Annotated in this window: 10 protein-coding genes; 7 read left to right on the top strand and 3 right to left on the bottom strand. The window is 38.9% G+C overall.

Annotated features, from left to right (window positions below; genetic code table 11):
* The first annotated feature begins 69 nt into the window (after window positions 1-69).
* Together AC6I0I_RS06420 and AC6I0I_RS06415 are read left to right on the top strand one after the other, a co-directional pair.
* Window positions 70-912 (top strand): SGNH/GDSL hydrolase family protein, encoded by an 843-nt coding sequence (locus tag AC6I0I_RS06420; RefSeq protein ID WP_161832587.1) that lies wholly within the window; start codon window positions 70-72, stop codon window positions 910-912.
* Window positions 913-996: 84 nt separating this feature from the next.
* The gene (locus AC6I0I_RS06415) at window positions 997-3744 is read left to right on the top strand and encodes a calcium-translocating P-type ATPase, PMCA-type (protein WP_262953596.1); all 2748 of its coding nucleotides are present in this window, start codon (window positions 997-999) and stop codon (window positions 3742-3744) included.
* Window positions 3745-3810: 66 nt separating this feature from the next.
* Here AC6I0I_RS06415 and AC6I0I_RS06410 read toward each other — a convergent pair whose 3' ends face one another.
* Both AC6I0I_RS06410 and AC6I0I_RS06405 read right to left on the bottom strand, forming a co-directional pair.
* The gene (locus AC6I0I_RS06410; RefSeq protein ID WP_161832586.1) at window positions 3811-5757 is read right to left on the bottom strand and encodes an aryl-sulfate sulfotransferase; all 1947 of its coding nucleotides are present in this window, start codon (window positions 5755-5757) and stop codon (window positions 3811-3813) included.
* Window positions 5758-5888: 131 nt separating this feature from the next.
* The gene (locus AC6I0I_RS06405) at window positions 5889-7406 is read right to left on the bottom strand and encodes a bifunctional metallophosphatase/5'-nucleotidase (protein WP_262950597.1); all 1518 of its coding nucleotides are present in this window, start codon (window positions 7404-7406) and stop codon (window positions 5889-5891) included.
* Window positions 7407-7599: 193 nt separating this feature from the next.
* Between AC6I0I_RS06405 and AC6I0I_RS06400 the strand changes: the two genes are divergently transcribed.
* The 4 genes from AC6I0I_RS06400 (at window position 7600) to AC6I0I_RS06385 (ending at window position 9900) form a co-directional block, all read left to right on the top strand.
* Complete coding sequence (locus AC6I0I_RS06400; protein ID WP_237658975.1) at window positions 7600-8097, top strand: hypothetical protein; 498 nt, start codon at window positions 7600-7602, stop codon at window positions 8095-8097.
* Between the two features lie 249 nt (window positions 8098-8346).
* Window positions 8347-8934: a hypothetical protein gene (locus AC6I0I_RS06395; RefSeq protein ID WP_161832584.1), complete on the top strand. Its 588-nt coding sequence runs from the start codon at window positions 8347-8349 to the stop codon at window positions 8932-8934.
* Between the two features lie 14 nt (window positions 8935-8948).
* Window positions 8949-9443, top strand: a complete 495-nt coding sequence (locus tag AC6I0I_RS06390) for a GNAT family N-acetyltransferase (RefSeq protein WP_262950595.1) — start codon at window positions 8949-8951, stop codon at window positions 9441-9443.
* Between the two features lie 10 nt (window positions 9444-9453).
* Window positions 9454-9900 carry a hypothetical protein gene (locus AC6I0I_RS06385; protein ID WP_262953595.1) on the top strand — a complete coding sequence of 149 codons (447 nt, stop codon included), beginning with the start codon at window positions 9454-9456 and terminating at the stop codon, window positions 9898-9900.
* A 36-nt stretch (window positions 9901-9936) separates the two neighbouring features.
* Here AC6I0I_RS06385 and nhaC read toward each other — a convergent pair whose 3' ends face one another.
* Window positions 9937-11328, bottom strand: coding sequence for a Na+/H+ antiporter NhaC (gene nhaC, locus AC6I0I_RS06380; RefSeq protein WP_262953594.1), 1392 nt, complete (start codon window positions 11326-11328; stop codon window positions 9937-9939).
* A 355-nt stretch (window positions 11329-11683) separates the two neighbouring features.
* Between nhaC and cspD the strand changes: the two genes are divergently transcribed.
* A complete protein-coding gene (cspD, locus tag AC6I0I_RS06375; RefSeq protein WP_161832600.1) occupies window positions 11684-11884 on the top strand; it encodes a cold-shock protein CspD in 201 nt (66 codons plus the stop codon).
* The last annotated feature ends 681 nt before the right edge of the window (window positions 11885-12565 follow it).

Here is a 12565-nt window from a genome sequence, read left to right as displayed (position 1 = left end):
ATTCCCGGTCCAATTTTCGATATCATAGGAGTCATAGAAGAACGGTCAGGAAAGGAGAACAAAAGGTTGATGAAAAAAAGATCAAAATGGTTGCTAGGTGCCTTTGGAACTTTGGCGATCACGAGTGCAGGATATACGATTTATCGCTTTAGCCGTCGTCCAAAAAATAGGGCAGATCGTTTTAAAGAGGAAGGGAATTATAAAAAAATCGTTGCCTGTTTGGGGGATAGCCATACTCAGGGGACGATGGCGCATAATTTTGTAGACGATTTAGCTAAGGAATTAGGTTCAGAAGGATACGAGTTTATTAATGCAGGGGTCAATGGGGATTTAGTTTATAATGCCTTGCATCGGATGGGGGAAGTGATTGATACGCATCCCGATTATATTATTATTTTGATTGGAACGAATGATATTTTGGCGCGCTTAAGTAAGTCAAATGAAATTCACTTTGAATTAAAAAAACATTTACCTCAAAAACCGACGGAGGATTGGTTTATACGTAATTTAAATCAATTGTTATGGGAATTGCGGCAACGAACAGAGGCAAAAATTGCTATTTTATCATTACCACTTATTAGCGAAGATGAAAATTCTGTTGCTTTTAAAACAGCGGTTGCGTATAGTCACGATATTTATAAAGTGGCGAAGATTCATGGAGTGACTTACCTTCCACTTAATGAATGTCAGTTGAACTATTTACAGAAAAGTCGTCCGGAAACGAAGCGTTCAGTCGTTCGTTCACCATTTGCGTATTTTATGCCGTCATTTAAACATTATGTTTTAAGAAAATCGTGGGAAGACATTTCAAACGATGCGGGGCTTCAACTCACGATTGATACGGTCCATCAAAATAAAGTAGCGACGGCAATGATTGTTAAATTAGTTCGTTCATTTTTACAAACCGAATAAAAAAACTTCTCTCAGGAGAAGTTTTTTTGTTCTAATCATCGAGGTAATGACATAGAGTGAATTGTATAAACAAAAAGAAAGAAGGTGTCGGTCATTAAACATTTGGCAAATGAAGCAAAATCAGCTAACATCGCAGAATCAGCTAACATTGTTGTTACAGATTTGAAGACAGGTTTAACGAAACAAGAAATCGAAGCATTACGATCGCAACATGGTGCAAATGAATTTACAAAGCCAAAAGAGCGTGGCCTATTTTGGGAGTTATTTGATGTATTTAAAGAGCCGTTAATGGTGATTTTAATTATTGCCAGTGGACTTAGTTTTCTAGTCGGTGAGTATCAAGACGGTATTGGGATTTGCATGGCCGTGTTGCTAGGAATTATTATCGGGCGTGTAACAGAGGGACGCTCGAAAAAGGCGGCAGAGTCATTGGCGAAGATGACAGAGGATGTATTAGTCACTGTTTTACGCGATGGAAAGAAACAAAAGGTTCGTAAAACAGATATTGTTCCAAATGACCTTGTTTATTTGGAAACAGGGGATATGGTTCCAGCCGATGGGGTTGTCCTTGAGTCAACAGATTTAAAATTACGTGAAGATATGTTAACGGGTGAAGTAGATCAAGTTAAGAAGGACAAAGAGGATTTAGTTTATGGAGGGACTCTGGTCGGAAATGGACAGGGACTTATTCAAATTGTTAAAATCGGGGATCAAACCGAGATGGGGGCAATTGCTAAAGATCTCAATCAAGAGGAACAGATGACGCCACTTCAATTAAAATTAGGAAAGCTTGGGCAGATTATTTCGTCGATTTCCTCAGGGGTTGCGGCGATTCTATTTGTCTATATGTTAATCCAAATTTTAAAGGATAGTCATATTCAATTAGAGTTTTCAAGTTTTGGTGCCTTTATTGATTCATTAAAAGAGGTTCACTTTGTGTTTCCAAGTATTAAGACAGCCTTTATTGTCTGTGTAGGATTAATTGTTGCGGCAGTACCGGAGGGATTACCGACGATGGTTAATATTACATTAGCTATGACAATGGCGAAAATGGCGAAAATCAACGTCTTAATTCGTAAAAAAGAGGCTTGTGAAACGATTGGTTCTGTTAGTGTGATTTGTAGCGATAAAACAGGAACATTAACAGAAAATAAAATGAAGGTTGGAAAATTATTTGCCAACGGTCATGAAACGCTATTTAAAGAAGTGAATGACTATCCATTACTTGTAGAGAACTGTTTAGTGAATAGTTCTGCTGAAGTTGAGTTCAATGGAACACATCATAATTATTTAGGGAATCCAACTGAAGGAGCAATCATTGCCATGGTGAATAACCCAAGTTATCAACATGTGCGTGAAAAAGCAAATATTGTGTATCAAATTCCATTTGCTTCTTCAAATAAATATATGTTAACGGTGACCAAACATTCGATGAGTTATCATATTTTATCAAAAGGTGCACCGGAGGTTATTTTAAAACAATGTAAGAGTGAATTAGTAGACGGGAAAATTCGTCCGTTAACAAAAGTGCGTGAGCAGGCAATATTAGATCAGATGAAAGAACTTCAATCGAATGCAATGCGTATTATTGCATTTGCATCAGCGGAAACAACGCGTAAAGAGGACTTCATGAATAAAAAACAATGGTTCCATCAACTGACGTTCCAAGGGTTTGTCGGAATTAATGATCCATTACGCGAAGGGGTAAAGGAGTCAATTGAATGCGCACGTGATGCAAGAATTGAAACAAAGATTTTAACGGGGGATAATATCCATACAGCAATTGCAATTGGAAATGAAATTGGAATCTTAACGCCGGATAAACGAGCAGTTGAGGCAAGTTATATCGATGGATTAACGGATGAGCAATTACGCGAAGAGGTAAAGAGTATCGCTATTGTGGCAAGATCGATGCCAAATACAAAGATGCGTATCGTTTCTGCTCTTCAAGAGAATGGAGAGGTTGTTGCCGTCACAGGTGATGGAATCAATGATGCTCCCGCATTAACGAAGGCGGATGTCGGAATCGCTATGGGAATTGCCGGAACAGAAGTTAGTCGAAATGCAGCAGACATTATTTTAACGGATGATAGTTTTAATACGATTGTTGAGGCGATCAAGTGGGGACGTGGAATTTATAATAATTTCCAACGCTACTTACAATTCACTTTAACTGTTAATATTATTGCTTTCTTACTGACGATTATTTCGCAATTATTAGACCAACCGTTGCCATTTACAACGATTCACTTACTGTGGGTAAATATTATTATGGATGGTCCACCGGCGCTAGCGTTAGGATTAGAGCCTGTCCGTCAAACGGTGATGAAGCGTAAACCAACGTCTAAAAATGCAAGTATTATCAATCGTTTAATGATTAATACGATTGTTATGAATAGTATCTTTATGATCCTAGTGTTGCTCGCTCAGTTGAAATACAACTTCTTAGGAGCTAATTTAGATCATGTCACACATGGAGCAAGCGAAGGACAAACGGTGATTTTTAGTTTATTTGTAAGTTTAGTTTTATTTAATGCCCTTAATTGCCGTGAATTTGGATTAGTGAGCATTTTCAAAAACTTCTTAAAAAATAAAATTGCCTTGTTAATTTTAGCCGGAACATTCATTATTCAGGTGATTGTGACGCAATTAGCAGGAGGTTTCTTCCATACGGTTCCATTAAGTGCCGTGATGTGGCTTAAAATCGTAGCAGTAGGTTCAACCGTTGTTTTATTTAATGAAATTTTAAAATGGGTGTTACGATTAATTAATCAGACACGTCGCCGTGTTCGTCGAGCGAAAAAACGTCGCGTCGCAACGACAAATGCTTAATTAATGTCCATGACAAACAAAAAACCAACTCTTCATTATGAGGAGTTGGTTTTTTTGATGGCAAGATTAGAAGGTAACAGATTGATGGAGCGTATAAAGGGTGCCATCAATTTCAAGGTAAAGTTCATAGGTTCCTGATAATCCCGCTGCGTTAATATACTTAGTGACGCTTAATCGATCGTTGTCCTTAATCTGCTCTTTATCAAATAAATCGACACACATGGCTGAGTAAGCTTTGCTAGATACTCGAATATCATAGACCTTCTGTTCTCCAAGTTTATTTAAAATGAGTTTCACCTTTTGCCCTTCATGGAAGTCCCCTGTAAAAATAAGACGATCAGGTTCTTTAGATAGTTTAATTGCATAAGTGTCATCGGTTAGAGCATTAGCCTGATTGAGATGTTTTACTTTAATAGGAAGGGTTGGTGTTTCTCCTAAAGTTCCGCGTATTTCTCCAGGTGTAAGGGAGTAGCTAAGATGGGGTGGATAAAGACTCATTTTTGATGCTCTATAAAAGTGGGCCGGTAAAGTGAGTTCGAAAATGGTTTCTCCATTTTTAACTTCTACGGTTTGACTTGAAAGTGTCGGGTGATCATAGAAGAAGGCCGGTTGGTTCGTCGCCACCCCGTTAACTGAACCAATTCCTCCTGAATGAACGAGGTAATGATCGGTTTCTAACTCGTCGATTTCAGAGATATAAGGGGAGTAAAATTCACTTCCACGCTCTTTTCCAAATTGAAAGGTTTGTTCAATCGTCATGTCCTGAGGATTGAGATGGTAGACAACGCCCCGTGAGTAATTGTTCGGAGCAGGGAGATAGGTGAACGGATCTTTTGAACGGTTATTTCCGTTATCAAATAGGGCTAAATCTCCATTGGCTAGAATTTTAGCGGAGTGTTGCGACCACTGCCATTCAAAATCATCACCGATAGGGGTAAAGAAGTAAGATTGCATGTCATCTGGCCAACCCGTAGGATCACCAACAATCCACTTTAGCTCCCCTGTGTCGTAATCCAAATAGACCACTGCATCTTGGTGACGTCCCGATAAAACGATGGCACGGTTGGCTTCATCATAGGCTACCGAATTATTATGGAACCAATCTTCTTTCGTCCAGTTTTCGCTTTTAGCGGCTTCCATCGGTAAGATTTTTGTTAAATCCCATGTTTTAATGATTTCTCCCGTTTGACGATCAACTTCGACAATTGCATCTTCAACGGTTAATGCATGCGGTGTATTGGTAGCAACTAAAAAGTTTCCGTTGGGTAATTCAATGGCGTCATGATGGTAGCCTCCGGGTAATTGATAGTCAACATAAATTTTTCCGATCAAATCCATTTCAACAAGTCCCGTCATATAGTAAGGAGGAGCGCTTGTTCGATCGGCACTTAATAGGAGATGCCCATTATTAAGACGAGATACCTCCCAAATATTTTTAGTTGTTAAGAACCAACGAACATCCCCGTTTATGTCGTAGGCAGCCGTATAGCCAGTAGAAGCAGGGGTCAGAAAATAAAGGTCATTCCCTAATTGTTGACGATCGGCAGACGTATGGGTTGGTAGGGGGAAATCAGCAGGAAGGGGATCAGTTTGAAGTTCAATGGTTTGTGTTTTTTCCTCGCCGAGCGTTAAGGTAACTTGATTTAACGTATCTGCATATAGCCCATAAACTGGAATTAAATGGGAGGTTGTTGCATCAAAGGTATGGGTGAACGTTGTTTGTTCATCCTTCCCTTTAACGGTCAAGGTCACCGGTTGGGCTTCGTCGGTATGAAAGGCAATTAAGGCAGAAAGCGGTGCATTGCCGTAGGGATTTAAGCTAACATAAGGGGATTCAAATGTATAGGTCGTGTTTTTTAATGTCTCACTAAGCGTTTGGTCAATCTGGTGTTGATGAGACATAGTATGATCGATTTCCTCAACCGAAGGTGATTTTTGGTTGAAGAATAGTAAGCATACTCCAATAAGCAAGGCGATTCCGCCTAATAAATAAAGTTTTGTTTCTCGTTTCATCGTATTCTCCTTTTGAAGACAAAAATAGAAAGCTATAGTTAAATAATAACCATTTTACAAAAAACTAAACCAAAAATCAACAAATTTAGTAAGGTGAGGAAAATAGAAAAACAGCTCATGGAGCTGTTTTTCTATTTTATAATGTGGATAAAAGAACGGTCATCAACTGTTACATGTGAATGTTTCATAAAATAATTAATAATAATTTCCGTCATTTCGATTGGGATTTCTTTTAAGACTTTGCAACCGCGTAGGCACTCGTAACCCCCGACGCCACTCGCACGGTAATTGTTCATCACGAGACTGAAGGAATCATGAGGTTGAACTTCTTGATCATGGACACGCATTGACACGACACGTGATCCAACCGGTTGAGTTAAGTCAAACGTATAAAAGACGTTCGAGAAGAAGTCATAGTTGTAGTGAGCCACCTTCGGCTGTAAAAAGCGACGGGCAACGGATAATTCATTGTTTTCGTAATGAATATAAGAGGCACAGACTTCAAGCGCTTCTTTTAAAATGGCCCCCGTCACTTCAAGAACAACGAGTGTATTTGGATACACATAGGTTGAAACAATATCGCGAACTGTCACGCGTTCGTTAAACCCTTTAACGACATTAGCAAAAGAGGTACAAGAGAGATCCGCATCAGAGACCTCGAGCTGAATCTGATTAATAAAGTTTGCAAGAAGGGAACCTTGAGTTGCCATCTGAATTCGCTCATCGGGTTGTAAAGGCTGATTTAAGAAGCCTGCCGGTTCATCTAGCCAGGTTTGAACGCTTTGTTGAAGGGGCATTAATGCCTGATAAAGCGTCGGATCAGGGGTATCTCCAGCAGGTTTTAAATCAGAGGTAATTTTAAATGAAGCGGTTTGATCGTCTTTTTTAACTATAATTTCCGCATATTGACTGGCATTATGTGGGGGCTGAACCACGTGGGTTCCGAATAAGTCATGATCTTTTAATGGAACATGTTGATGCCCCGTCAGAAGAACGTCAAAAGCAAGTTCTTGACAAATTTTATAGGCAATGTTTTCAGATGATGTACTCAATTGTTCGTGCGTCGCTAAGTCATATTCAAATCCACCATGGTAGATTCCAATTAAAAGATCGACTTGAGGTTTGAGTTCGTCATGAATGGATTGAATCGATGAAAAGGTATCACGCACTTCAAAGTTTTCAAGGTTGTGCGCTTTTTCCCAGATGGGGATAAAATCAGTGGTAAATCCGATGATTCCTACTTTTAATCCATTTTCCATCACTTTAATGTCTGATGAAAATAGGGGAAGTTGCCCTGTTTTATCAACGATGTTTGCACAGAGGCATTTAGCGTTAAGGGAAGTTAAGTAAGATTTTAAGTAATCATAACCATAGTTAAATTCATGGTTTCCAAGGGTGATGTAGTCATATCCCCCTCCGTTCATGACTTGGGCCACCGGGTGGGCTGTTAAGGGGCGTGAACTTAAATAGGTCATAAAAGGCGAACCTTGAATGGTATCCCCACCGTCAATGATGAGGGTATTCCCGTCTTTTTTGTAATTAGACACAATATTTAGCATCCCCATCGGTTTTTCGGTGCGATCCGTATAATCTGTCGGATAAACGTATCCGTGTAAATCTGATGTAAAATAAATTTTTAATTGTTTCATGTTGTAACACCTCATTTTAAATTATAACACAAAAAACGACATTTATTAGCCCTCCGTGCTCGTTTATTGAAGAATGCGTAGACCGTTAGGAATCGGTTGTTATTTTCCTAAAAAAGTCCAAACTCTCTCTAAACGAGGCAAAAAATGTGGTAAAATAAAGAAAAAGATGCTGATAGAAAAGGAATGACGAATGATGACAGAGAAAATGTTAGTGACAGCGACGCCACCCATGCAAGAAGAATGGAAAGAATTAGAAGAAAGTGAGTTATGGGAACTGTTAACACAATTACGAGAAGTCGATCCCGAGCTTTATGAGGATGCCGTTCAACGAATTCCTTATTTAGTGAAGCAAAACAAGTTAGTGTTTAAGTCGACACAAAAAACAGTGAAGCAGTTAACAAAATCGGCGAAGCAGACAAAAAAATATTATTATAAATTATCGAAAGCAATCATGAAGTTAATTAAGCGGGATGATGTCGCTCAGGAATTGAAATTAGAGTTGATTGAGCTATTAAAGGAATTGACGATTAAAATGGAGGGATGCGATCAACAAGGACAAGCGGCCCTCGTGGAGCGCCACAAGAAAACGATGGGATATGGAACGCTCGCTTTAATGACCATTGCGGCTGTTTATGGAGTTGTTACTCGCCAAAAGTCAACAGAGGTGACGCCAAACGATGACCGTTCTTAACGGTCTTTTTCTTTGGTGCGATAAACGTTGAAATTTAAGAATCACATGCAAGTTTAAAAGAAGTGTCTGTGGGAGTTTAATTTTTTTAAACGTTGGTTAAGGTCAGAGGAAATAAGGGAGGGCTATCTTACTGACGTGAGGATGAAGGACAAAAAAGGGGGAATCATCGGTCTGACTCGAGATATTTTTCATGATTTGCCTCGATGTGGAATATACTTTAGTAGACGAACGTATAGGGGGGGGAGGAGAATGAAAAATCCAATTCAGTATCAACGGCAAATGGCGTTGCAACTTCATTGTGGGATTCACGCCTTTTGTTTTGTCGTAACGTTTATTTGTATGTTGTTTTTGCGCTTTGAGGTCGGCTTTTTAGAGGTTTTGGCCCTCATCATCCCGCTTATTGGGGTTTTGGCTCTCTTTTTAAACTCTAATTTAGGAAAGGGACGACGAGTGATGAAGGAATGTTACCTTTGTGCGAGTGCGGCGAGCGTTCTATCCTTATTTTTGCTTTCACAGGTCTTAATGCAATTTTGTTGTAATTACTGGTTTGGCGGGCTTTTGTATTTCTTATTTACAGGGGCAGCGCTTGCCGGATTAGCCTATTTTATTTTTTTAGGCGACATGCAGTTTTTATCGAAATGTTTAACGCCAATTGCCCTTGTTGGAAGTATTGTGATCGGTCTTTTAGTGGCAATTGTTATCTATAAGTTTTTCATTGCCTATTGGTTTAATGCGGGGTTTATTTTATTTTTAAGCTATGGCCTATGGGTATTAAATTTAGTCTTAACTATTTTTATTTGTTTAGATTTGCGCATTTTATTTTTAAAAGGACGTTAAAAGGAGTTTAAAAGATGGAATCCATAACGGTTTGTTATCGACGGATGGCTAAATCAGATTTAAAGGGGCTATTGGAATTATCTCAAGATCCCCACTTTTTAGCAGGATATGGGCAGACAACGGATTGGCCAACAACACCGGAGCAAATTCGCAGTTGGTATGAGGCTAATCTTTTGGACCCTAAGACCGCCTATTTTTCAATTGAGGTGGGGGAAGAGAAACAATGGGCAGGTTTTATGAGTTTAACGGATTTTAGTGAAACAAAAGAAGAGGCATGGCTAAGCATTGGTGTTTGTCCGAAGTTTTGGGGACAAAAAATTGCAACAAAGGTGTTAGGGCAATTCATTCAGGATTGTTTTGCGAGTGGTCCTCTAAAACGTTTAAACTTGTTTGTCTTTGCAACTAATCAACGGGCACTAAGACTTTACACTCGACTCGGTTTTACCGTTCACTCATTTCATAAAACGCCATTTGGAGAGGTATATCAACTGTATGTGATGAATTTTTAGGAGGGTTGAAATGAAAAACAGAATTGAGAATAGCTCGTGGCTAGAAGGGGAGGAGCAATCCCCACGCTTATTTAAAACCGAAGGGAAACTTCATTTTGATCAAGCGATGAGGGAGGGGGATCGCTTAGCGAGTTTAAGCTTTAATATGCCAGATTATGAACGTTTAGTCTATACAGAACAAATTGCAACACAAGGATGCAACTATTTGACGATGGGGCTCATTGTTCGAGGGAACGACTTAGATGAAATTAATTATAAGGTCGCCTTTTATAATGAAAACCTCACGTGTCTAGATATATACGTACAAAACGTTGCTCCTGAGATTGAGACCCATTTTAAGCGAATCTGTGTCACCTATCCCATTCCAACAGATACAGCTTTTATTCGCGTCGGTTGGGAATTTAAAGGGCTTATTACAGGGATGAGTTGCTTTCATCCGTTTGTTTATTTACAGTAAAAAAGACGTCTTCTATTTTAGGAGACGTCTTTTAAATTAATGATGAGATGATCGCTTTTCCATGCTCCATCCTGTTGCCGCTAAAATTAAAGAAATGATAGGAGAAAGTAAGTTGAAGAAGGCAAAAGGTAAGAAGGCGATCGGATTTAAGCCAAGCGTGGCTAGCATATAAGAACCGCATGTCGTCCATGGAATTAAGGGTGAGGTAACGGTGGCACTATCTTCAATCGCGCGTGATAAATTTTTAGCTGCTAAATCGCGTTTTTCATATTCTTCCTTATACATGCGTCCTGGCATTACAATGGCTAAGTATTGATCACCGGTCACAATATTTGTGAAGATACAGGTCATTAAGGTTGCGAAAACGAGACCGAAGGTCCCTTTAGCGAATTTTAGAATATGAGATGAAATGGTTTCAAGCATCCCGGTCTTTTCTAACACCCCGCCGAAAGAAAGGGCGCAAAGAACAAGGGAAACGGTCCATAACATACTATTTAATCCACCGCGGGTTAGTAAGTCATCAACGGATTGCACCCCGGTATGAGATTCATAGCCGTAATGCATAGCTGACATCACATCGGCTAAACTTGCCCCTTGAAAAATCATCGCTAAAACACCACCGATAACGGTTCCCGTTAATAGGGCTGGTAATGCTGGGACTTTTAAGATGACCATGGCAATGACCGAAATCGGAGCGAGTAAAAGAATAGGGGATAACGTATGGAAATGGTTTAAAAGCGTCGTTTGAATTAAATCAATTTGTGCGGTATCGAGGGTTTTTCCCGCAAAATTAATTCCAATCAGCGCATAAAGAACTAGCGAGATAAGGTAGGCGGGGACGGTTGTATAAAGCATATGCTTGATGTGTTCAAATAAATGGGCCCCGGCCATAGCGGGCGCTAAGTTGGTTGTATCAGATAACGGTGACATTTTGTCTCCAAAATAAGCGCCAGAAATGATGGCCCCTGCAATAATAGGGGCACTGATCCCAAGCGTTTGTCCAATTCCAAGGAGCGCAATCCCCACCGTTCCAGCTGTTGTCCAAGAAGAACCTGTTGAAACCGCGACGATTGAACAAATGAGAAGGGTGGCTACTAGGAAAATACTGGGCGATAAAATGTTAAGCCCCCAATAAATCATCGAAGGAACGACACCACTTAAAATCCAAGTTCCAATTAGGGTTCCAACAATTAGCAAAATTAAAATTGCCTGAACCGCCATCGTAATGGTTTGAATAATTCCGTTTTCAAGCTCTTCCCACTTAAAACCGAGTCGATAAACACCAATGAGGGCCGCAACGACCGTTCCAAGTAAGAGCGGGATTTGAGGGTCCACTTTAAAGAGGGTTAAGGATAAACCTAAAATAATAATTAAAAAGATAATCGGGATTAGTGCTTCAACTAGCGTTGCCTGGCGGGCCTTTTTCACGCTCATCACTCCTTTTTCAATAGAACTCTATTTATATCATGTCTAAAAAGCACAAATAATATCTTAAAAAATTGATTTTTGTCAAACATTACTATATCATGCAAAATAGGAGGATGTAAATTAATTTTTTAAAGAAATCAAGAGGAAGGATAGCCCTTAAAACACGTAAATATTATATATTAAGGTTGCCTATCTTGAAAAAATATGGTATAGTTTAACTATGCTTAATAGTTCTTTTGGTATTTTTCACAGCATCAAATTAATTGAGTTTCTTGGGGTTTATAACGAAGGGGAATTGTGTGGGGAACAAAATTGCATTAAGTATTAAATTTTGAAGTTTTTTTGGAGGTATCAGATAATGACAGGAACAGTTAAATGGTTTAACGCAGAAAAAGGATTTGGATTCATTTCAGTTGAAGGTGGAGACGATGTATTCGTACATTATTCAGCAATTACAGGAGAAGGATTCAAAACTTTAGAAGAAGGACAAAACGTTTCTTTCGAAATCGTTGAAGGAAACCGTGGAGCTCAAGCTTCTAACGTTGTTAAATTATAATTAAACGTTTAAAACGTTGCTAAAAAGGTTAGCATCCCTCATGGGTGCTAACCTTTTTTACTTAGGCCCCCGTTTAAAAATGGGGGGAACTTTTCCATCTGGTATCAATAACCTTAAACAGTTCGATGCATCATCGTCGATCACGTCCCCTTTAGTTGGGTAAAAATATAGTAATGGGTTTAGGGTCTGTATTTATTAGGATTTTTTGAGATTAGTTTTCAACGCATGAAGGAGTAAAACTAAATAAATTTAAGTATCTATTGGGATAAGTGGACGTCATGTCGGGATGATACCTCTACCTATGAGTGGGGGAGTTATTTCAACAGAAGGATTTTTTCTAAAATATGATGGAGGAGTGACGAAGAAGGAAAATTCAATAATGGGTGTAAGTAGGGGACGAGGTCATTATAAAATTCCGCTTAGAATAAATAACAGACTTGAAATAGCTAAACTGATACTGAAAAGTAACTAAGACTGATTGTTGTTCTATATTAAAAAAAACGAACAGATTAAATTTAATCGAGTAAGTTAAAAGAAAGACTGTAAGGATACATCCATTCATGATACAGGAAAGCCCCTTAGTTTAAGAGACGAACGCAAAGATTCCAATAGGAGATTTTTAAACGATTATAAAATCATCACGACTGTTTAAAGGTGTTTAAATGAAAATAAAGTACAAAA

The organism is Turicibacter sp. St.80E1, assembly GCF_059728495.1.
The sequence above is the reverse complement of the archived record's forward strand: the minus strand, read 5'-3'. Positions and strand labels throughout refer to the sequence as shown.

What these genes read in the sequence shown, in the direction of transcription:
- AC6I0I_RS06420 (WP_161832587.1), top strand. Translation starts at nt 70, where the DNA reads ATGAAAAAAAGATCAAAATGGTTGCTAGGTGCCTTTGGAACTTTGGCG.
- AC6I0I_RS06410 (WP_161832586.1), bottom strand. Translation starts at nt 5,757, where the DNA reads ATGAAACGAGAAACAAAACTTTATTTATTAGGCGGAATCGCCTTGCTT.
- AC6I0I_RS06405 (WP_262950597.1), bottom strand. Translation starts at nt 7,406, where the DNA reads ATGAAACAATTAAAAATTTATTTTACATCAGATTTACACGGATACGTT.
- AC6I0I_RS06400 (WP_237658975.1), top strand. Translation starts at nt 7,600, where the DNA reads ATGACAGAGAAAATGTTAGTGACAGCGACGCCACCCATGCAAGAAGAA.
- AC6I0I_RS06395 (WP_161832584.1), top strand. Translation starts at nt 8,347, where the DNA reads ATGAAAAATCCAATTCAGTATCAACGGCAAATGGCGTTGCAACTTCAT.
- AC6I0I_RS06390 (WP_262950595.1), top strand. Translation starts at nt 8,949, where the DNA reads ATGGAATCCATAACGGTTTGTTATCGACGGATGGCTAAATCAGATTTA.
- AC6I0I_RS06385 (WP_262953595.1), top strand. Translation starts at nt 9,454, where the DNA reads ATGAAAAACAGAATTGAGAATAGCTCGTGGCTAGAAGGGGAGGAGCAA.